The sequence below is a fragment of the Mesorhizobium sp. C399B genome (genome assembly GCF_030323185.1).
Taxonomy (GTDB): Bacteria; Pseudomonadota; Alphaproteobacteria; order Rhizobiales; family Rhizobiaceae; genus Mesorhizobium.
Genome location: NZ_CP100472.1, coordinates 6313630 through 6333194 on the forward strand (window position 1 = coordinate 6313630; position 19565 = coordinate 6333194).

Below are 19565 nucleotides of genomic sequence, written 5' to 3' on the forward strand. Positions count from 1 at the left end.
CGGCGCCCGCGGGGCGCCGTTTTGCTGTGGTGAGGTACCGATCCTTGTGACGGAGTGGATGAACGAACGTGTCGACCCTTGATCTTTGCCCCTCGTGCATCCAACTAACATCGGAAGGCCGTGGTGCCGAATTCTGTGCTGTAAAACTCCCGTCACAAACGGTGGTAGGCGGAACGATCCTCGGTCGTTAATATGAGATTCGCGGTTGGCTCGATTAGCGGCCGCGACATGAAAGGTTGGACAATGGCCAAAATATCCAAGGCTCCCAGCGACGGCGTCTTCGCAGTCCTCCCACTGCGCGACATCGTGGTGTTCCCGCACATGATCGTTCCGCTCTTTGTCGGGCGTGAAAAGTCGATCAAGGCGCTGGAAGAGGTTATGGGTCAGGAAAAGCAGATCCTGCTTGCCACCCAGATGAATGCCGCCGATGACGATCCCGAGCCCGATGCGATCTTCGACATCGGCACGCTCGCCAATGTGCTGCAATTGCTGAAGCTGCCCGACGGCACCGTCAAGGTGCTGGTCGAAGGCGCGTCGCGTGCCAAGATCGTCTCGTTCACCGACCGTCCGGACTTCCACGAAGCTACCGCCACGGCGCTGGTCGAGCCGGAGGAGGAAGAGGTCGAGGTCGAGGCGCTCGCCCGTTCGGTCGTCACCGACTTCGAAAACTACGTCAAGCTGAACAAGAAGATCTCGCCTGAAGTGGTGGGCGCCGCCAGCCAGATCGACGACTATTCCAAGCTCGCCGATACGGTTGCTTCGCACCTCGCCATCAAGATCCCCGAGAAGCAGGAGATGCTGGCCACGCTGTCCGTCAAGGAACGGCTGGAAAAGGCGATGGGCTTCATGGAAGCCGAAATCTCCGTCCTGCAGGTGGAGAAGCGCATCCGCTCGCGCGTCAAGCGCCAGATGGAGAAGACGCAGCGCGAATATTACCTCAACGAGCAGATGAAGGCGATCCAGAAGGAGCTCGGCGAAGGCGAGGACGGCCGCGACGAGGCCGCCGAGATCGAGGCGCGCATCAAGAAGACCAAGCTCTCCAAGGAGGCCCGCGAAAAGGCGGAAGCCGAGTTGAAGAAGCTGCGGACGATGTCGCCGATGTCGGCGGAATCGACCGTCGTGCGCAACTACCTCGACTGGATCCTGTCGATCCCGTGGGGCAAGAACTCCAAGGTCAAGCAGGACCTGGCGTTTGCGCAGAACGTGCTCGACACCGATCATTTCGGCCTCGACAAGGTCAAGGACCGCATCGTCGAGTATCTCGCCGTGCAAAGCCGCCAGAAGAAGCTGAAGGGGCCGATCCTGTGCCTCGTCGGCCCTCCCGGCGTCGGCAAGACCTCGCTCGGCAAGTCGATCGCCAAGGCGACCGGCCGCGAGTTCATCCGCATGGCGCTTGGCGGCGTGCGTGACGAGGCCGAGATCCGTGGCCACCGCCGCACCTATATCGGCTCGATGCCCGGCAAGGTCATCCAGTCGATGAAGAAGGCCAAGAAGTCCAACCCGCTCTTCCTGCTCGACGAGATCGACAAGATGGGCCAGGACTTCCGTGGCGATCCGTCATCGGCTTTGCTCGAGGTGCTCGATCCCGAGCAGAACTCGACGTTCATGGACCATTACCTCGAGGTCGAATACGACCTATCGAGCGTGATGTTCGTGACGACGGCGAACACACTGAACATCCCTGCGCCCCTGATGGACCGCATGGAGATCATCCGTATCGCCGGCTACACCGAGGACGAGAAGATCGAGATCGCCAAGCGTCACCTGATGCCCAAGGTGATCCGCGATCATGCCCTGCAGCCGAAGGAATTCTCCGTCGGCGAGGACGCGATCCGCGGCATCATCCAGACCTACACCCGTGAAGCGGGCGTCAGAAGCCTGGAGCGCGAGCTGATGAAGCTCGGGCGCAAGGCGGTGACCGAGATCCTGAAGACGAAGAAGAAGACGGTGAGCATCACGGCGGCGAACCTCGCCGATTACCTCGGTGTTCCGCGCTTCCGCTTCGGCCAGGTCGAGGCTGACGATCAGGTCGGTGTCGTCACCGGTCTTGCCTGGACGGAAGTCGGCGGCGAGCTGCTGACGGTCGAAGGCGTCATGATGCCCGGCAAGGGCCGCATGACGGTGACCGGCAATCTGCGCGACGTGATGAAGGAATCGATCTCGGCGGCGGCCTCTTATGTCCGCTCGCGGGCCATCGATTTCGGCATCGAGCCGCCGCTGTTCGACAAGCGTGACATCCACGTCCACTTGCCCGAAGGCGCCACGCCGAAGGACGGTCCGTCTGCAGGTGCTGCCATGGCGACGGCCATCGTATCTGTCATGACTGGTATTCCGGTCCGGGCCGATGTGGCGATGACTGGCGAGATAACGCTTCGCGGCCGCATCTTGCCGATCGGCGGCCTCAAGGAGAAACTGCTCGCCGCACTGCGCGGCGGCATCAAGAAGGTGCTGATCCCGGAAGACAACGCCAAGGATCTGGCGGAGATACCGGACAATGTGAAGAACGGTATGGAGATCATTCCGGTCTCACGTGTCGGCGAGGTTCTGAGGCACGCGCTGGTGCGCATGCCGGAGCCAATCGAGTGGGTCGAGCCAGTCAATCCGCCGGCTTCCACCGATACCGTTGACGATGCTGGAAAGTCGCTTGCACATTAGAAACTACTAAAGTTGCAGTGCACAAAGAGAGAGCCGGGCCTTGAGCCCGGCTTTTTCATGTGAAAAACCCACCATTTCCGGGCTTTTTTCAACTTTTTTCCGGCTTTTTGACTTGGGTTTGCGAGCGCTTCTTTCTAAAGTCCCTCTCCTGCCGGATGAGTCGAAAGTTCCGGTTTTCTCATGGAAGGGAATTTTTATGAACAAGAACGAACTGGTTTCCGCTGTCGCTGAATCCGCGAGCATTTCGAAGGGTGACGCACAGTCGGCGGTTGAGGCGGTGTTCTCCGTCATCACTGGCGAACTGAAGAAGGGCGGCGATGTACGGCTCGTCGGCTTCGGAAATTTCACCGTCTCCAAGCGTGCGGCATCGACTGGCCGCAACCCGCAGACTGGCGCGGAAGTGAAGATTCCGGCGCGTACCGTGCCGAAGTTCTCGGCCGGCAAAGGCCTCAAGGACGCGGTCAACTAAAAATTTTTCAGAGAATGTTGAAAAGCCGGGTTCGCCCGGCTTTTCTTTTGCCTCGATGGCGGCAGGCCGTCAGCCCGCTGAGGCGAGCCTTCAGCCCACCGGCGCATCCGCGCGCATCAGGCCTTCCTGCTTGAGGTCCGCCCACAGCGCCGCAGGCAGCTTGGCATCGAGCAGGGCGCGGTTGCTTTCGACTTCACTCGGCCGCTGGCCGCCGGGGATGACCGACACCACGGAAGGGTGAAGCAGCGGAAACTGCAGCGCCGCCTCGATCAGCCTGACGCCATGGCGCTGGCAGACGGCCTCGATGCGCCCGACGCGATCCATGATGTCCCTTGGCGCCTCGGAGTAATTGTAATAGGCGCCTGGCTTCGGCCCGGTCGCCAGAATGCCGGAATTGTAAGGACCGCCGAGAACGATGCCGATGCCGCGTTGCTCACAGAGCGGCAGGAAGGTGGCAAGCGCTTCCTGTTCCAGTAGCGTGTAGCGCCCGGCCAGCAGGAACAGGTCGAAGTCGCCACGCTCCGCCAGCGTCTGGCAAACCTCCCATTCGTTGATGCCGCCGCCGAAGGCCTTGATCACGCCCTGGTCGCGCAGCGCAACCAGTCCGTTGTAGCCCGAGGCCATGAATTCCTCGATGCGCTGGTCTGACGCCTCCTTGCTGCCATGGGTGAAGATGTCGAGGTCATGGACGAAAAGGATGTCGATGCGGTCGACGCCAAGCCGTTCCAGCGACGCCTCGAACGAGCGCATGACGCCGTCGTAGCTGTAGTCGTAGACCTCCTTGCGCGTCGGTGTGTCGAAGAACTTGCCGATGCCGGTTCGTTCCTCCGGCGGGCAGGCGCGCAACAGGCGACCGACCTTGCTCGACAGCACATAATCGTCGCGCTTCCTGCCGCGCAGGAAGGCATTGAGCCGTGTTTCGGCAAGGCCCAGGCCATAGAGCGGCGCGGTGTCGTAGTAACGGCAGCCGGTCGCCCACGCCGCCTCCAGCGTGGCGTTGGCATCCGCGTCGGGGGCGGCGCGGTAAAGGTTGCCGAGCGGCGCGCTGCCGAAGCCAAGCTCGGTGAAGTCGAGGCCGCCATTGCCGATGCGGTCGAAATGCCGTGTCTTCATGTCGTGCTGATTTCCTGGATTGATTGTCTGACATGACACTATCACGCCGCTGGCTCAGCAAAAGCCGCCATGGCCGTTGGACAGGCATTTTCGCGGTGATAGCATGAACAAAAACAAGCCTTTTTCCGAAAGCGCGCAACCCGAAATCACCGGCCACAAACCCAGCCGGACAGATGGGACTCTCATGACGAATGCCGGCTCGGATATGTTTTCGACCGCCCTGCAAGAGCTGGGCGCCGTACTGGCGCGCGTCGACGAAGCCGGCATCGACACCGCCTGCGAAACCCTGGCCCGCGCGCAAAAGATCGTCGTCTATGGCTGCGGCCGCGAGGCCTTGCAGCTCAAGGGTTTCGCCATGCGCCTCTATCACCTTGGCCTTGAGGTGTCGGTGGTCGGCGACATGAACACGCCACCGCTTCGCCCAGCCGATGTCTTCCTGGTCAGTTCCGGCCCGGGCGAGACGACGACGGTGCTTACCTTGATGCAAGTCGCCCGCCAGGCCGGCGCCACCGTGCTTTTGCTCACCGCCGAGGCAGGCAGTAGTGCGGTCGCGCTTGCCGACTTCACCTTGCTGATCCCGGCGCAGACCATGGCGCGTGACCAGGGGCCACAAAAGACATCGCTGCTGCCGATGGGCTCGGTCTTCGAAGGGGCGCTGTTCCTGCTGTTCGAGGTGATGGTGCTGAAGCTCAAGGCGCTGACCCGCCAGTCGTCCGAGGCCATGCGCACCCGCCACACCAACATGGAATAGATCATGCGCTACGAACTGATGTTGCCGCACCAGATCCGCAAGGCGATCGCCGAGAACTGGCCGGTCGCTCTCCCGCTCGGCGTGCTCGAATATCACGGCGAGCACATGGCTGTCGGCATGGACACGCTGGCCGTCGTCAAGACGCTGGAGCTCTACGAGAAGGAGGCCGACATCGTCATCCTGCCGGCTTTCTACTACGGTGCGGCGAGCTATGTGGTGGCAGCACCTGAAGGCAACGGCTCGGTGCAGGTCGGCGGCAACCAGCTGGCGCCGTTCGCCGAAGAATTGTTCTACAGCCTGCTGCGCATCGGCTTTCGTAACATCAACGCCATCATCCACCACCAGACCGAGAACTTTGCCGCCGGCATGCCGACCGATCTCGCCTTCAAGGCCGCCGGCCGCCAGGCGATTTTCCGCTTCCTCGAGAAGCAGCGCGGCGAGGGCTGGTGGGGCTCAGACGAGATGGCCGATTATTATGCCGGGCACGCCGCCGGCGAGAATTTCTTCAACTGGGTGCAGGTGCACCCGCTAATGTCGGCTGCCATGAACGGGAAGTATCCGTTCGATCACGCCGGTGTTGGCGAGACATCATTGATGCTGGCACTGTGTCCGGAAGCGGTCGATGCCGGGCGTTTTGGCGAGAATACCGCGTGGTATACGGCCAGTGCGCCGGAGGCCTCGGCGGAGCTAGGGCGAAAGGGTGTGGCGATGATCATGGATCACCTGAGGGCGATATTGGGGCGCTAGCAGACAAAGTCGCTCTGTAGCGATCCTTCACACCCCCTCTGTCCTGCCGGACATCTCCCCCGCAAGGGGGGAGATCAGATGTCATTTCCGCTTTCGCCAATCACCTACGTCGCAAGAAAAGCGATGCAGCCAAAGCTGCCGATCTCCCTCCTTGCGGGGGAGATGGCCGGCAGGCCAGAGGGGGGGTGCTGTCCCGCCGAGGTCAACAGTAGAGGGGCACGCCGCCTCTCGCCCTACTTCACCGCGCCCGCCGTCATGCCCATGATCAGATACCGCTCAAGCGCAATCCCGATGACCGCCAGCGGTGCGATCGCGGCGGTGGCAAGCGCCGCCATCGACCACCAGTTGATGCCTTGCGAGCCGGTCTGGCTCGCCACCATGACCGGGATGGTCTTGGCGTCGGTCGAGGTCAGCAGCGCGGCGAAAAAATACTCGTTCCAGCACAGCACCATCGCCAGGATGAAAGCGGCGACCATGCCCGGCAGCGCAATCGGCATGACGATGCGGAAAAAAGCGCCCCAGATCGAGAGGCCGTCGACCAGCGCTGCCTCCTCGAGCTCGACCGGGATCGAGTTGAACTGGTCGCGCATGATCCAGATGACGATCGGCAGCACCATCAGCGTGTAGAGCAGGATCAGGCCGATGCGTGTGTCGAGCAGACCGACTTCCCGGTAGAGCACCAGGAAGGGCAGGGCCAGCACCACCGGCGGCAGGATCAGCTGCGACAGGAAGAAGAAGGAGATGTCCTCGTTCTTGAACCAGGCGAACTGATAGCGGTAGCGGGTCAGCCCATAGGCGGCGAGGCTGCCGATGACGATGGCGAGGCTCGACGCGCCGACCGAGGTGATGACCGAATTCATGAAGCGCTTGAAAAACTCCTCGCGCACCGTCGAGGTCTGGAAGATCGAATCCGGCGACAGGCCGAGCGAGCGCCAGCCCTTCCAGTCCGGCTGGAAGTCGACGAACGGGATGAGGTGTCCTTGCGTGACGTCGACCGCGGTCTTGAACGAGGTGGTGATGGTCCAGTAGATCGGGAACAGGCAGATGAAGGCCCAGAACGCCAGCGCGCCATAGATGAAGATGCGATTGGCCAGAAAACCCAGCGGTGAGCGGATTTCCGAGGCAGCATAGTCGGTGGTCTGGACGCTCATTGTGCCTCGTCAGTTCACGTTGCGCACGAAGCGATTGGCGAATTTCAACAGCCAGGTCACGAACACGACGATGATGACGAGATAGGCCATCGCCAGCATGGTGCCGTAGCCGACATTCGAGCGGTCGCGGTATTCGCGGTAGATGAAGCTCGACACCGAATCGGTGGCGCCGCCAGGCCCGCCGGAGGTCACGGTGATGATGATGTCGGCGAGCTTCAACTTGAAGATGATGCGCAGGATCACCGCCGTGACCGACACCGGCAGCATCAGCGGGAAGGTGACCTGCCAGAAAGTCTGCCAGGGCGTGGCGCCATCGACGCGCGCCGCTTCCAGCACGTCGCGCGACATCGCCTGCAGGCCGGCAAGCAGCATGATCATCATGAACGGGATGAAGGTCCAGGCGTCGAGCACCATGATCGAGATGCGGGCGGTGATCGGGTTGGAGAAGAAGGCGGGGTTCTCCCAGCCGAGATGGCGCGCCAGCGTCGCCGCCGGCCCGAAACGGTATTCCATCAGCGATTTGCCGATCATCCAGGATACCGCGACCGGCGACAGCATCAGCGGCATCAGGAAGACGACTCGGAAGAATTTGCGCGCCCGGATCTGCGCGTTGAGCAGCAGCGCCAGGCCGAAGGCAATCACATACTCAACCAGCACGGCGAGCACATAAAGCACCATGTTGAACAGCGCGTTGCGGTAGTAGGGATCGGCCAGCATCTGCCAGAAATTGTCGAGCCCGTTGAACTTGCGGCCGGAAAAGGACGACAGGTTCCAGTCGGTCAGCGCGATATAGAAGCCGAACAGCGTCGGGAAGATCACCATGGCGATGGTGAACAGCAGCGCCGGCAGCAGGAACAGCGCGCGCTGGCCGTCCTCGCCGCGCGTCAGCACCTGGCCGATGCCGAGCGCCACCCCCCACAGAACATAGGCATAGACGATCGGACGCCAGGTCTCGAAGCCGAGCGTGGTGATCTCGTTCTTGTAGAGGATCTCAAACGCGATCACCGCCAGCAGGCCAAGCGTGGCGGCCGCCATCAGGGCAAAACCCGCCCGCTTGCGGGCCGGCGAGATCAGATCGGCTGGGCCGGCGTTGGCCGGCCATGCATTGGTGGTCTGGTCAGCCACGCGTCCCCGTCCGTTTAAAAAATCAAGCCTGCGACCGGCCCGAGCCGGTCAGGTCCGGCGGCTTGCACCGCCGGACCTGTTGTCACGATAGGATCAGCCTACACGCCGAGCGAGGCCTTGTAGAGCTTGATCTGGTTTTCGCGGCCGATCTGGTCGGTCAGCTTCTCCCAGGCCGCGGCAATGGCGTCGGCGCCTTCCTGCGCCTTCATCTTGCCGGCGAATGTGTTGGCCAGAATGTCCTCGGCAGCCGAATAGTACTGGAAGATGCCGGGGATGCGCGGCTCGATCGCCGCGTTCGGATGGTTGTAGCTGTCGGCTTCCGACTTCAGATACGAGGTGATGAACGCCTCGTCGTAGCCTGCCGCCACCCATTCGGGAATGTCGAAATGCGAGTTGCGGTAGGGCTGGAAGCCGGACGGATACATCGCCGTCCAGATTGACAGGTCCTTGCCGCCGAGATGAGCGGCGGCCGACCATGCCGCTTTTTTCTTCTTTTCGTCCGTATCGACGCGGGCCATGACGTAGACGCCCCAGCCGAGATAGGCGCAGTTCGGCGCATAGTTCGGGCCGCTGGCGAGTTTGTCCCAGGCGCCGGTCTTGGCATTGTAGACGTCGTCGGACCCCGGCAGGATCGAGAAGCCGGTGACGTCGCCGATGACCGAGCTATCGTTGGTCTTGACGTTGGAGCCGACGTCGCCCCACCAGGTGACCATCGAACCGGTGCCGGCCAGGAACTGCTGGAAGGCTGTCGTGTTCGGGTCGGCGTTGATCTGGTCGGCGGGCTCCGACGGCAGCGCGTCGATGACGTCCTGGATGGCGCGCACCCAGGCCGGATTGTTGATGCGCGGCTTCATCGTGTCGGCATCGAACAGCCAGGCCTTGTCGTCGGGATGCTTGGCATAGGCGGTGGCGCGGCTGCCGAGGAAGTAGAAGCCGAAACCGCCCCAGGCCTTGGGCGCATCGAGATAGCCGAAGACGTCCTGGTCCTTGAACTTCTTGCCCTTGAGGAATTTTGTGACGGCCTGGACTTCCTGCCAGGTCTTCGGCACACCCCATTCGGTGGCCGCGCCGCCGTCCTTCCACGCCTTGGCGAGGTCGGCATCGGCAAAAACGTCGGTGCGGTAATTGAAGTTGTGCGCATCGCCATCGACGGTGATCCGGTACTGCTTGCCGTCCCAGGTGCCGACCGGCGGCTGCAGATAGGCCACGACATCCTTCATGTCGATCTGCTCTTTGACCCAGTCGGGCATCTCGGACGTCAGGCCCTTGCCGCAGACATCGCCTTCGAAGGGCGCGCCCATCTCGATGATGTCGAAGTCGACGGTGCCGGTGGCGATCGACTGCTGCAGGCGGGCATTGTAGTCGGCCTGCGCCAGGTCGATCCAGCTGATCTTGGCGCCGGTATAGGCCTCCCACGGCTTCAGGAAGCCGCGGAACAGCACATTGTGCAGGTTCTGGTTGTTGAGGCCCATGAAGGTGAGCTCGACGCCGGCGAATTCGCCTTCCTTGACGTTGGCCTTGGTGGCTTCCAGGCAGAGTTCGCCGACCTTCTGGAAATCGGCATCCGTCGGCTGACCCTTGCCGACGCCGGGGATCTGCAGAATTTTGGAGCGTAGCTCGCTGGCGGCTTCAGCCGGGCGGGTGAAAGCGCCGAGCCCAGCGCCCGATGCGGCGGCGATCGCGGCCATCGAGGCCGCGCCTTTGAGTATGTCACGCCGGGTGGCACCCGCGCGGACGAGTTTTTCGTACAGACCGACTCTCATCTATTCCTCCCAGAACAACAGTCGTGAATTAAATGCCAATCCCTCCGACGCCGAAACGTCGGCGGTTCTCCTTTATCATACGGGGACGTGGGACCCCACCCTGCGTCGCCTGGAGCTCCGATTTTCGGATAAAAATCCGACTGCCGGATTGGCAACAGCTAATATTTGCGTAATCGATTACCTTGTCAACACGAATGGCTTTTTATCGATAACATACCGACTTGCCCTTGCCGTTGGCAATGGCTAGCTTCACCGCGAGAAAAGGGGGGACGATGGCTCAAGTCGCGATCAGCAATGTGGCCAAGGCGTTCGGAACCGTCAAGGTCCTGCACGAGGTCAGCGTCGATATCGCCGATGGCCAGTTCGTGGTGTTGGTCGGCCCGTCGGGCTGCGGCAAGTCCACGCTGCTCAGGATGGTGGCCGGGCTGGAGACCGTCTCCGGCGGCACGATCGCCATTGGCGAGCGCATCGTCAACAATCTGCCGCCGGCCAAGCGCGACATCGCCATGGTGTTCCAGAACTACGCGCTCTATCCGCACAAGACGGTGGAGCAGAACATGGCGTTTGCGCTGAAGCTGCGCAAGACCGATCCAGCCGTGGTCGCCGAGCGGGTCAAGCGCGCCGCCGACATTCTCGACCTCAATCCGTACCTGAAACGTTATCCGCGCCAGCTATCCGGCGGCCAGCGCCAGCGCGTCGCCATGGGCCGCGCCATCGTGCGCAATCCGCAGGTCTTCCTGTTCGACGAGCCGCTCTCCAATCTCGACGCCAAGCTGCGCGTGCAGATGCGCACCGAGATCAAGGAACTGCACCAGCGGCTGAAGACCACCACCATCTACGTCACCCACGACCAGATCGAGGCCATGACCATGGCCGACAAGATCGTCGTCATGCGCGATGGCCGTATCGAGCAGGTCGGCGCGCCATTGGAATTGTTCGACCGGCCGGCCAATCTGTTTGTCGCCGGCTTCATCGGCTCGCCGTCGATGAACCTGCTCAAGGGCGTGGTGCGCAAGGGCGACAAGGTCGAGATAGCGGGCACGCTGTTCCCGATCGCGGCCGGCAGCGCCGCCAAGGAGGGCCAGGCCGTGGTCTATGGCGTGCGGCCCGAGCATCTCGAAATCCATGCCGACGGCGTGCCAGCAAAGATCTCGGTGGTCGAGCCGACCGGTTCCGAAACGCTGGTCTTCGTGCGTTTCGGCGAGGGCGAGATGGTGGCGCTGTTTCGCGAGCGCCACGACTTCAAGCCCGGCGACACGCTCAATCTCAAGCCGCGCCTCGACCAGGTCCATCTCTTCGACGCCGAGACCGGCAACCGGCTCTGATTTCCAATCGACTTTGACCAAACCTGTTTGACGAGGACTGCCATGCTCAAAGGGATCAACCCATTGCTCAATGCCGATGTGCTCCAGGCGCTCAGGGCAATGGGACACGGCGACGATCTGGTCATCGCCGACACCAATTTCCCCGCCGATTCGGTGGCAAAGCAGACCGTGCTCGGCAAGCTGCTGCACATCGACGCCTCGGCGGCCGATGTGGTCAAGGCGGTGCTGTCGCTCTATCCGCTGGACACTTTCGTCGACGATGCGGCCGCGCGCATGGAGATCGTCGGCAAGCCGGACGAGATCCCGCCGGTGCAAAAAGAGGTGCAGAAGGAGATCGACAAGGCGGAAGGCAAGGCCTGGCCGATGATCTCGGTCGAGCGCTATGCCTTCTACGAGCGCGCCAAGAAAGCCTATTGCGTCATCCAGACCGGCGAGCGCCGCTTCTATGGCTGCTTCGCCTTTCGCAAGGGCGTCGTGCCGCCGGACGCCGAGTAGGGCCATGGCGTCGGGCAAACCTGTCGTCATTCTGGGCGTTTTCGTCGCCGACACCGCCTACCGCGCCGATCGACAGCCGCGCATGGGTGAAACCATTCTTGGTAATTCCTTCAAGCTGGGACCGGGCGGCAAGGGCTCGAACCAGGCGGTGGCGGCAGGCAAGCTCGGCGCGGACGTCACCTTCCTGACCCGGCTTGGCGTCGATGCTTTCGCCGACATGGCCAAGGCGACCTGGGCAGAGGCGAGCGTCAAATCCGCCGTCATCGAGACGCCGAAAAGCTATACCGGCGCGGCCTATATCTTCATCGAGGAGACAACCGGCAACAACGCCATCATCGTCAGCCCGGGTGCGGCGATGCTGATCTCGCCTGAAGACATCGAGGCCAACGCCGGCCTGATCGGCGGCGCCGGCGTCTTCGTCACCCAGCTCGAGCAGCCGATCGACGCGGCACTGCGCGCACTCGAAATCGCGCGCGGTGCAGGGGTGACCACCATCCTCAATCCGGCGCCGGCGGCCAAGCTGCCGGACCGCATCTATACGCTTTGCGACTATGTCACCCCCAACGAGACCGAGGCCGAAGAGCTGACCGGCATCAAGGTTTCTTCGATCGACGAGGCTCGCCGCGCCGCCGACAGCCTGCTCAAAAAAGGCGTCGGCTCGGTCATCATCACGCTCGGCGAAAAAGGCGCGCTGCTGCACACGGCCGCTCGGTCCGACCATGTCCCGGTGGTCAATGCCGGCCCGGTGGTCGAAACCACCGGTGCGGGCGATGCCTTCAATGGCGGCCTGGCCGCCGCACTCGCCAAAGGCGTGGAGCCGCTGCAAGCCGTCCGCTTCGCCTGCGCCGTCGCCGGCATTTCGGTGACGCGGCCGGGTACGGCGCCATCCATGCCGACGCTGCATGAGGTCGAGGCGCTGCTGGCCAAGGGGTGACGTCGTTGCGGGAGAGACCGAATTCAGATCCGACCGGATCTGAATTGCCTCATGCAAGATCATGATTCTAGACGATTATGCCACATTTCTCCTGAGGAGAAATGGCGCGAGTGACGGGGCTCGAACCCGCGACCTCCGGCGTGACAGGCCGGCACTCTAACCAACTGAGCTACACCCGCGCATTGGACGAGCACGTGTCAGCCGTGTTCGTCGTTGGGGCGGTGGATAAGGGGTTCGCCACCGGGTGTCAAGCGCAGCTGGACAGCATAAACGCAAACAGGAGAAGGTTTTTTGACGGGCGGCACTTTGCCCGCGAAAACCACTGTGCGGCTAAGCTAGCAGCTGTTCATTTGGCCTTGCGAAGCCGGTTGCGACCGCTTAAAGGTCCGGCCGGAGCGGGCGATTAGCTCAGTTGGTAGAGCGCTTCGTTTACACCGAAGATGTCGGCGGTTCGAGCCCGTCATCGCCCACCAAGATCCCGGATTCCGGGCGCGGCCTCAAAGAGCCGCACCCCTTTTCATGCCGGCACCAGTCTACTTCCTGATGTAGCAGGTCTTCTTCGCACGGGGAGCGGGATCCTCGTCAAAGGCATCGTTGCCGCAGCGCACGCCGTTCCTGAAAACGCCTTGCGTGAACCGACCGCGCGCTCCGTATCTGACCACTTGGCGGCCACGGAAATCACAGAACTGATTCTCCCGGGCGCAGGCCACCCATCTGCCGCGGCCCTGGCCGTAATCATCATCGCCGTAATTGTCGTCGTCGTCATCGTTGTCGCCATAGTCGTTACCGCCGCCGCGCTTCACGATATAGCAAGCCTTGTCGCGGCCAGGCGCCGGGTCCCCAAAGACGCGATTCGTACACGGCACGGAACGACGATCGAAGAAGCGGGAGGTGGTCTGGCCGCGCGCGCCGTAGACCACTTCCGAGGGGTAGGGCAGGCGGCACGTGCCGCCTTCATCGGCGCATTTCTGCATGCGCTGGGCCGACGCGGTGGCGGGGAAAAAGATAGAAACTGACGAGGCCAGGCCGACCAGGCAAATGAATGTAAACGTCATCCGGATCAAAGCAGTGAAGGTTTTTGACATGATTTTGTCTCCCGTTCGATTCGACCAGCATGGTACAGCTGCCTTGTTAAATGCACGATGAATGAAAGCCCTCGCGGAGGCAGCACAATGATCGACCATCCACGGCGGCTGATGTTACAGCTGCTATTGGCATTGACAATCTCTGGTATTGGGCGCTTCGCCTATGCGGGGAATGTGGGCGACGGCGTCGACCAGCCCGCCGCCAAGGCAGCCTTGCTCAAGGCCTATCCCGGCCTTTTCACCATTTCGGGCAATGTCCTGACCTGGACCGACGGCACCACCATGGTGTGGAACGACGGCAAGGCTCGCGACGCCGACGCGCTGCTTGAGAGCCCCGACATCGAAGACATGTTTCGCTACGTCTATCCCAGAGCAGCCGAGGGCGCGCTGGTCCCGGCGGAGGATTTCGATCCCGGCCGTATCCGCAATGAACCTTTCTTCGAGAAGCTCTACGGGGCAAGTGCCGCCGAGGTGGGCAAGCACATCGCCAACGTCAAATGGTTGCCGAAGCTCGGCAAGAAGACCGTGCAGGTCACCAGGATTTTCGGCATCAACGACCGGCTGGGCAAGGTCTCCGCTGCGCTTGAGGCGATGCCCGCGGAGCTGAGCCGTTACGGGCTCAAGCCCGGCGGCGGCTTTGTCTGGCGGCCGATCGCCGGCACCGACCGGTTGAGCGTTCACTCGTTCGGAGCGGCCTTCGATATCAATGTCGGCTTCTCCGACTATTGGTACAACAACAGGAACAAAACCAACCCGAAGGCCCACATTCCCTTCAAGAACCGGATTCCGCTGGAAATCGTGGAATTGTTCGAGAAAAACGGCTTCATCTGGGGCGGGCGCTGGTATCACTACGACACCATGCACTTCGAGTACCGGCCTGAGTTGCTGCTGTACAAGAAATCCGGCTGATCACGGCGGCAGCAGCCGGAAATCCTTGCCTTCGGGGAGCAACTGGCCGCCGTCGACGACGATGGTGGTGCCGGTGATGTAGCTGGCATCGTCGGAGGCGAGGAACAGGAAGGCGTTGGCGACGTCGCGCGGACTGCCGAGGCGTCCGAGCGGGATCGAATCCTCCATGTTCTTGATGTAGGCGGCGCCGCGATGCAGCTCGATCGCTTCGGTCAGGATGTTGCCGGGCTCGACGCCGTTGACGGTGATGCCGTAGCCCGAAAATTCCAGCGCCGCCGAGCGGATGAAGCCGTTGATGCCGGCCTTGCTGGCGGCATAGTGGCCGTGGCCGGGGCTGGTGACGTGCGGACCGGTGATCGACGAGGTGTAGAGCATGCGCCCGTAACCTTGCGCCTTCATCGGCGCCAGCGCCGCCAGCGTGGCGTTGAACGTGCCGCGCAGATTGACCGCCATCACCCGGTCCCAGTCGTCCGGGCTGGTGTTTTCGATCAGCTGCCAGGGATAGATGCCGGCATTCTGCACGACGATGTCGAGGCGGCCATGGCGGCTCAGCGCCAGCGCCACCGCAGCTTCTGCATCGGCCATTTGCGAGATGTCGGTGCGAATGAAATCCGCGCCGAGCTCGTCCGCGGTCGCCTGGCCGGCTTCGGCCTCGCTGTCGGCCAGGACCAGCCTTGCGCCTTCCTCGGCAAAGCGCAGCGCAATGCCCTTGCCGATGCCGCGCGCGCTGCCGACGATAAGCGCGACCTTGTCTTGCAGCCGTCCGGTCATGTGAGCTGTCCTGTCATGCGAGTCTTTGGCGAATGGTTTGCTTGAAGGCGTCGAGCAGCACGGCGGCGAGCACCAGCAGGCCATGGATCACCTGGGTGAAATTGGCCGGCAGGCCCATCAGGTTGATTGCCGTGTTGATGGAGGAGAGCAGCAGCACGCCGGCATAGACGCCGGGCAAGGTGCCGACACCGCCTTTCAGGCTGACGCCGCCGATGACGACCGCGGCAAAGGCGTTGAACAACAGCCCGGTGCCGAGATTGGCGGTGGCGCCCGAGGTGCGGATGGCGAGCAGCCAGCCGGCGAGGCCGGCAATGGCGCCGGCAAGTACGAAGGCGATGATCAGATTGCGGTTGACGCGGATGCCGGCGCGGAAGGTCGCTGTCTCGTTGCCGCCGATCATCACGAGGTGGCGGCCGAACGGCGTCTTGGCCATGATCAGCGAGAACAGGACGAAACAGGCGACGGCGATCCAGGCGGTCAGCGGCAGGCCGGCCAGCCGCTGGATGCCGAACCAGCGGATGGCCGGCGCCAGATCCTGTGCCGACCGGCCGCCGGAAATCACCAGCACCAGGCCGCGCACCCAGATGTAGGACGCCAGCGTAATGATAAAGGCGCTCATCTTCACCTTGACCACCAGATAGCCGTTGAAGGCGCCGATGAGGCCGCCGACGGCGAGCGCAACCAGCAGCGAAACCGGAACCATCAGCCACTGCGGATTGAGCTGTATGCCCATGCCGATGCCCGACGAGCAGAACAGGATGCCGACGGTCATGGCGCTGAGTGCGGCCACCGATTCTACCGACAGGTCCATATGGCCGGCAATGATGACCAGCGACAGGCCGATCGACATCACGCCGAGAACGCTCGAGGCCTCGATGATGTTGGCGAAGATGCCGAGCTGGAAATAGTTGGGGACGAAGATGGAAAAGACAACCAGCACAAAGATCAGCATGAACCAGACGAGGTTGTCGAGGACGAACTCCAGGGCTTTGCGGCTGCGCGGGTTCATGGGCTGATCCGGTTGGCGCCCCCGAGAAAATCAGGCTGAGAAATCAACTCGATTTCGTCGGGTTCAGGCGCGGGTTTAGGTTCGCCACGGCGTCCTGGACGCGGCGTCGTGAAGGGCAGGCTCCGGGCCGCAATGGCCCGGAGCGCTTCGCTAGGCGACTATTCGACAGACTTGATCGTGTCCGTCGGCGGCTTCTGGTTGCCCCAGAAGGCCGGATTGTCGACGTTTTCCTTGGTGATGGCGGCGCCCGGGATCTTGATGTTGGGGCCCCAGCTCTCCTTGGTCACGGTCGACTTCAAGCCGAGCACGTCATACTCGCCAGGCTTGATTTCCTGCTTGCCGGCGATCTTGTCCATGAACATGGCGACGGCTGCGGCCTGCGCGTAGAGCGGTTGCTCGACTTCGACATTGAGCCAGCCCTTGCGGATCAGGTCGAGACCGACCGGAGCGCCGTTCGAGCTCATCAGCATGACGTCGCCCGGCTTCTTGCCGGCGGCCTCGAGCGAGGCGACGGCTGCAACCGAGAGGTGCGCGGCATGGCTGAAGATCAGGTCGATGTCGGGGTTGGCGAGCATCTGGTCGGCAACGATCGTGCCGGCGTTGCTGGCTTCCCATTGCATGGCCGGCAGCGAGATGATCTTGACGTCAGGAAACGCCTTCAACTTCTCCTCGAAACCCTTCTGGATGTCGAGCGTGTAGGGATCGCCGGGATCGCCGAGCACCTGCAGGATCTTGCCCTTCACCGAACCGTTCTTGGCGGTCAGAAGCTTTTGCGCCTGCTCGGCGGCGACGTAGCCGATCTCGACCGTGCCCGCCACCGAGGTGAAATCGGACGGGGTCGAGGTGATCTGGCGGTCGAACTCGACCACCGGGATGCCGGCCGCACGCGCCGCTTCGATGGACGGCTTCAGCGCGTTGAAATCGACGGCGGCCAGGATGATCGCCGCCGGCTTCAGCGCAATGACGTCGTTCATCTGCGATTGCTGCGCGTCGGTCTTGTTGTCGGCGTTGAGTGTTTTCACCTCATAGCCGACCTGCTTGAGGAACAGCTCCAGCGCGCTCACCGAGCCGGTCTGGAATTCATCGAGCAGGGTCGGGACCATATAATAGACGGTGCCCTTGGTCTGGGACATTGCCGGCGTGAGCGAGGCAAGAGCCAGTGCCAGGATACCGAAGACAAGAACCAGTATTCGCTTCATGTCGTTCGCTCCTCTTTTATACCGGACCCCTCTTTGTCCCTCAACCTGCCGGTCCGGCACCGGCAAGCGTCTCACCGGTGATCATGTTGATCACCGCATCGGGACTTGTTTTGTTGCGCGCGACATCGCCGGCCACGACGCCTTGCCGGATCACCACGATCCGGTCGGCGACCTGAAAAGCCTGTTGCATGATGTGGGTGATGATGACGACGCCGATGCCCTGGTTGGCCACTTGGCGGATCATCTCGAGACCGCGCCGCGTCTGTTCGACGCCGAGTGCCGCGAACGGCTCGTCGAGCAGCACAAGCTTGCCGCCCCAATGCACGAAGCGGTTGAGCTCGATGGCTTGGCGTTGGCCGCCCGAGAGGTGCTCGACATTGGTGCGTAGCGATGGGATGCGGGTGCCGGCACTTGCCAGCGCCTTGCCGACGACGGCCTCCATGGCGCGCTCGTCGAGGATGGGGACACCGAGAACCTTGCGGGTAATCTCGCGGCCCATGAAGAAATTGGCGACAACGTCGACATTGGTGCACAGCGACAGGTCCTGGTAGACGGTCTCGATGCCGGCAGCCTTGGCCTCGGCCGGCGATTTCGCCAGGAACTCCTTGCCCTCGAACAGCATGCGGCCGGAGCTCGGCTCGAGGCCGCCGGCGATGATCTTGACCAGTGTCGACTTGCCGGCGCCATTGTCGCCGAGCAGCGCCACGACCTCGCCCTTGCCGATCGAGAAGCTGATGCCTCTCAGCGCATGGATGGCGCCGTAATTCTTGGTGACGTTTTCGAGTACCAGCAGCGGTTCGGTCATGCCGCCACTCCTTTGCTGTGCATGAGGTCGGACCGGCGCTCGCGCTCGGCGATGAACATCTGGCCGAAGCGCGGGGAAAGCACACCGGACACTGCAAGGGCGGCAGCGCCGCGCAGCACCGAATGCTTGCCGCCGGTCGCCACCGTCACGCGCGGTGTCTTGCGGTCGCGCCGCGCCGAGACCGAATTGGGAAGCTGTCCCGCCGCGCCGACCAGCTTTTCGAGCAGGTCGGTGGGCGCAAGCCCGCCGAGGATGACGGTTTCCGGGTCGAACACATTCTCGATGGTGACGATGGCGTTGCGGAAGATCGGCGCGATCTCGGCCACCCAGGCGGCGTCGCTGATGTTGCGGCGGCGACGTGCTTCGAGCGAGAGATACCGTTCGAGGCAGCCGCTGTTACCGCATGGGCAAGGCTCGCCACCGGGAACGGCAGGGATGTGTCCGATTTCGCCGGCATTGCCCCAGGCGCCGCGCATCACCGCGCCGTCATGCACGATGACGCCGCCGAGGCCGACGCCGAAATAGAGGTAGTAGTATTCGGAATAACCGGAGCCGAGACCGTAAAGCCGTTCGCCCATGGCCGCCGCCGCCATGTCGGTTTCGAAGAAGGCCGGCAGCCCGGTCGACGCCGCCAGCCGTTCCGGCAGCGCGACATCCTTCCAGCCGGCCATGGTCGTCGGGCCGACGAAGCTCATCGACTCCACGCCGAACGGTCCAGGCAGCGCCATGCCGATGCCGAGCACGCGCCCGCCGGGCCGCAGCGCGGTCAGCTCGGGCACCATCGCGCCGATCAGCTCGAAGGCATGGTCGGGCGTCGCATGCGGCGCCTCGCGATGCATGCTCTCGATCACATCGCCGCTGAGATTGATGAGCGCCGCGTCGATCCCCAGCGGGGTGAGGTGGACGCCCACGGCATAGCCGCCCTCGGGGTTGATCCTGAGCGTCGCCGGCGGCAACCCGCGTCCGCGCGGCTCCTCGCGCAGCGACAGCACATAGCCATGCTCTTCGAGTTCGCGAACGATGGTCGATACGGTCTGGACGGTGAGGCCGACCCGGCTGGCAATGTCGCCGCGAGCGATGGGACCGTGAAGGCGGATGGACTCCAGCACGATGCGCCGGTTGTAAGGCCGCCCGAACTCCTGATTGGTCCCCCGCAGTGCCATGTCCCGCGCCCTTTAGGAAGGCTAAGACTTGCACAGGCAATTTATTCAGTCAAATGGAATTCAAAAATAATTCGGAATGGTTCCCGGACGCGGTGC

The 19565-nt window shown here is 62.7% G+C and carries 18 protein-coding genes and 2 tRNA genes; 9 read left to right on the forward strand and 11 right to left on the reverse strand.

Features of this window, described 5'->3' with window-relative positions; all coding sequences use genetic code 11:
* The first annotated feature begins 243 nt into the window (after positions 1-243).
* Complete coding sequence (lon, locus tag NLY36_RS30240; protein ID WP_023682304.1) at positions 244-2655, forward strand: endopeptidase La; 2412 nt, start codon at positions 244-246, stop codon at positions 2653-2655.
* A gap of 196 nt (positions 2656-2851) precedes the next feature.
* Positions 2852-3124 carry an HU family DNA-binding protein gene (locus NLY36_RS30245; protein ID WP_023669423.1) on the forward strand — a complete coding sequence of 91 codons (273 nt, stop codon included), beginning with the start codon at positions 2852-2854 and terminating at the stop codon, positions 3122-3124.
* 90 nt (positions 3125-3214) lie between these two features.
* On the opposite strand, the gene NLY36_RS30250 is transcribed toward NLY36_RS30245, so the two are convergent.
* On the reverse strand, positions 3215-4237 hold the full coding sequence (locus NLY36_RS30250) for an aldo/keto reductase (protein WP_023736501.1): 1023 nt from the start codon (positions 4235-4237) through the stop codon (positions 3215-3217).
* A 184-nt stretch (positions 4238-4421) separates the two neighbouring features.
* On the opposite strand from NLY36_RS30250, the gene NLY36_RS30255 reads away from it, so the two are divergent.
* Together NLY36_RS30255 and NLY36_RS30260 are read left to right on the forward strand one after the other, a co-directional pair.
* Positions 4422-4988 (forward strand): SIS domain-containing protein, encoded by a 567-nt coding sequence (locus NLY36_RS30255; RefSeq protein WP_023736502.1) that lies wholly within the window; start codon positions 4422-4424, stop codon positions 4986-4988.
* A gap of 3 nt (positions 4989-4991) precedes the next feature.
* Complete coding sequence (locus tag NLY36_RS30260) at positions 4992-5735, forward strand: creatininase family protein (protein ID WP_023711519.1); 744 nt, start codon at positions 4992-4994, stop codon at positions 5733-5735.
* A 233-nt stretch (positions 5736-5968) separates the two neighbouring features.
* Here NLY36_RS30260 and NLY36_RS30265 read toward each other — a convergent pair whose 3' ends face one another.
* The 3 genes from NLY36_RS30265 to NLY36_RS30275 all read right to left on the reverse strand — a co-directional run bounded on the left by NLY36_RS30265 (position 5969) and on the right by NLY36_RS30275 (position 9774).
* A complete protein-coding gene (locus NLY36_RS30265; protein WP_023669427.1) occupies positions 5969-6886 on the reverse strand; it encodes a carbohydrate ABC transporter permease in 918 nt (305 codons plus the stop codon).
* A gap of 9 nt (positions 6887-6895) precedes the next feature.
* Complete coding sequence (locus NLY36_RS30270) at positions 6896-8011, reverse strand: carbohydrate ABC transporter permease (protein ID WP_023689462.1); 1116 nt, start codon at positions 8009-8011, stop codon at positions 6896-6898.
* A gap of 98 nt (positions 8012-8109) precedes the next feature.
* Positions 8110-9774 (reverse strand): ABC transporter substrate-binding protein, encoded by a 1665-nt coding sequence (locus tag NLY36_RS30275; RefSeq protein ID WP_023669429.1) that lies wholly within the window; start codon positions 9772-9774, stop codon positions 8110-8112.
* A 272-nt stretch (positions 9775-10046) separates the two neighbouring features.
* Here NLY36_RS30275 and NLY36_RS30280 point away from each other — a divergent pair, with 272 nt between their 5' ends.
* Genes NLY36_RS30280 through rbsK form a run of 3 tightly spaced genes read left to right on the forward strand, consistent with a single transcriptional unit; the run spans position 10047 to position 12528 of the window.
* Positions 10047-11099, forward strand: coding sequence for an ABC transporter ATP-binding protein (locus NLY36_RS30280; RefSeq protein ID WP_023711517.1), 1053 nt, complete (start codon positions 10047-10049; stop codon positions 11097-11099).
* Between the two features lie 42 nt (positions 11100-11141).
* Positions 11142-11594: an RbsD/FucU family protein gene (locus NLY36_RS30285; RefSeq protein ID WP_023711516.1), complete on the forward strand. Its 453-nt coding sequence runs from the start codon at positions 11142-11144 to the stop codon at positions 11592-11594.
* Between the two features lie 4 nt (positions 11595-11598).
* Positions 11599-12528 carry a ribokinase gene (gene rbsK, locus NLY36_RS30290; RefSeq protein ID WP_023736503.1) on the forward strand — a complete coding sequence of 310 codons (930 nt, stop codon included), beginning with the start codon at positions 11599-11601 and terminating at the stop codon, positions 12526-12528.
* A 102-nt stretch (positions 12529-12630) separates the two neighbouring features.
* Here rbsK and NLY36_RS30295 read toward each other — a convergent pair.
* Positions 12631-12707 (reverse strand) — tRNA-Asp (locus tag NLY36_RS30295).
* Between the two features lie 218 nt (positions 12708-12925).
* On the opposite strand from NLY36_RS30295, the gene NLY36_RS30300 reads away from it, so the two are divergent.
* Positions 12926-13001: transfer RNA gene (locus tag NLY36_RS30300), tRNA-Val, on the forward strand.
* Positions 13002-13061: 60 nt separating this feature from the next.
* On the opposite strand, the gene NLY36_RS30305 is transcribed toward NLY36_RS30300, so the two are convergent.
* The gene (locus tag NLY36_RS30305; protein WP_027049537.1) at positions 13062-13613 is read right to left on the reverse strand and encodes a hypothetical protein; all 552 of its coding nucleotides are present in this window, start codon (positions 13611-13613) and stop codon (positions 13062-13064) included.
* Positions 13614-13700: 87 nt separating this feature from the next.
* Between NLY36_RS30305 and NLY36_RS30310 the strand changes: the two genes are divergently transcribed.
* The gene (locus tag NLY36_RS30310) at positions 13701-14522 is read left to right on the forward strand and encodes a M15 family metallopeptidase (RefSeq protein ID WP_023711514.1); all 822 of its coding nucleotides are present in this window, start codon (positions 13701-13703) and stop codon (positions 14520-14522) included.
* Here the strand turns inward: NLY36_RS30310 and NLY36_RS30315 are convergent, their stop codons facing one another.
* The 5 genes from NLY36_RS30315 to NLY36_RS30335 all read right to left on the reverse strand — a co-directional run bounded on the left by NLY36_RS30315 (position 14523) and on the right by NLY36_RS30335 (position 19469).
* Positions 14523-15293 carry an SDR family oxidoreductase gene (locus NLY36_RS30315; protein WP_023697542.1) on the reverse strand — a complete coding sequence of 257 codons (771 nt, stop codon included), beginning with the start codon at positions 15291-15293 and terminating at the stop codon, positions 14523-14525.
* A 13-nt stretch (positions 15294-15306) separates the two neighbouring features.
* The gene (locus NLY36_RS30320; RefSeq protein WP_023697543.1) at positions 15307-16302 is read right to left on the reverse strand and encodes an ABC transporter permease; all 996 of its coding nucleotides are present in this window, start codon (positions 16300-16302) and stop codon (positions 15307-15309) included.
* Positions 16303-16460: 158 nt separating this feature from the next.
* Positions 16461-17501, reverse strand: a complete 1041-nt coding sequence (locus tag NLY36_RS30325; protein WP_023684845.1) for a sugar ABC transporter substrate-binding protein — start codon at positions 17499-17501, stop codon at positions 16461-16463.
* 40 nt (positions 17502-17541) lie between these two features.
* A complete protein-coding gene (locus NLY36_RS30330; RefSeq protein WP_023697544.1) occupies positions 17542-18306 on the reverse strand; it encodes an ATP-binding cassette domain-containing protein in 765 nt (254 codons plus the stop codon).
* The gene (locus NLY36_RS30335; protein ID WP_023697545.1) at positions 18303-19469 is read right to left on the reverse strand and encodes an ROK family transcriptional regulator; all 1167 of its coding nucleotides are present in this window, start codon (positions 19467-19469) and stop codon (positions 18303-18305) included. The genes NLY36_RS30330 and NLY36_RS30335 overlap by 4 nt, the downstream gene beginning before the upstream one ends.
* Positions 19470-19565: the final 96 nt, after the last annotated feature.

What these genes read in the sequence shown, in the direction of transcription:
- lon (WP_023682304.1), top strand. Translation starts at nt 244, where the DNA reads ATGGCCAAAATATCCAAGGCTCCCAGCGACGGCGTCTTCGCAGTCCTC.
- NLY36_RS30325 (WP_023684845.1), bottom strand. Translation starts at nt 17,501, where the DNA reads ATGAAGCGAATACTGGTTCTTGTCTTCGGTATCCTGGCACTGGCTCTT.
- NLY36_RS30330 (WP_023697544.1), bottom strand. Translation starts at nt 18,306, where the DNA reads ATGACCGAACCGCTGCTGGTACTCGAAAACGTCACCAAGAATTACGGC.
- NLY36_RS30305 (WP_027049537.1), bottom strand. Translation starts at nt 13,613, where the DNA reads ATGTCAAAAACCTTCACTGCTTTGATCCGGATGACGTTTACATTCATT.
- NLY36_RS30265 (WP_023669427.1), bottom strand. Translation starts at nt 6,886, where the DNA reads ATGAGCGTCCAGACCACCGACTATGCTGCCTCGGAAATCCGCTCACCG.
- NLY36_RS30310 (WP_023711514.1), top strand. Translation starts at nt 13,701, where the DNA reads ATGATCGACCATCCACGGCGGCTGATGTTACAGCTGCTATTGGCATTG.
- NLY36_RS30245 (WP_023669423.1), top strand. Translation starts at nt 2,852, where the DNA reads ATGAACAAGAACGAACTGGTTTCCGCTGTCGCTGAATCCGCGAGCATT.
- NLY36_RS30315 (WP_023697542.1), bottom strand. Translation starts at nt 15,293, where the DNA reads ATGACCGGACGGCTGCAAGACAAGGTCGCGCTTATCGTCGGCAGCGCG.
- NLY36_RS30335 (WP_023697545.1), bottom strand. Translation starts at nt 19,469, where the DNA reads ATGGCACTGCGGGGGACCAATCAGGAGTTCGGGCGGCCTTACAACCGG.
- NLY36_RS30260 (WP_023711519.1), top strand. Translation starts at nt 4,992, where the DNA reads ATGCGCTACGAACTGATGTTGCCGCACCAGATCCGCAAGGCGATCGCC.
- NLY36_RS30320 (WP_023697543.1), bottom strand. Translation starts at nt 16,302, where the DNA reads ATGAACCCGCGCAGCCGCAAAGCCCTGGAGTTCGTCCTCGACAACCTC.
- NLY36_RS30255 (WP_023736502.1), top strand. Translation starts at nt 4,422, where the DNA reads ATGACGAATGCCGGCTCGGATATGTTTTCGACCGCCCTGCAAGAGCTG.
- NLY36_RS30275 (WP_023669429.1), bottom strand. Translation starts at nt 9,774, where the DNA reads ATGAGAGTCGGTCTGTACGAAAAACTCGTCCGCGCGGGTGCCACCCGG.
- rbsK (WP_023736503.1), top strand. Translation starts at nt 11,599, where the DNA reads ATGGCGTCGGGCAAACCTGTCGTCATTCTGGGCGTTTTCGTCGCCGAC.
- NLY36_RS30280 (WP_023711517.1), top strand. Translation starts at nt 10,047, where the DNA reads ATGGCTCAAGTCGCGATCAGCAATGTGGCCAAGGCGTTCGGAACCGTC.
- NLY36_RS30250 (WP_023736501.1), bottom strand. Translation starts at nt 4,237, where the DNA reads ATGAAGACACGGCATTTCGACCGCATCGGCAATGGCGGCCTCGACTTC.
- NLY36_RS30285 (WP_023711516.1), top strand. Translation starts at nt 11,142, where the DNA reads ATGCTCAAAGGGATCAACCCATTGCTCAATGCCGATGTGCTCCAGGCG.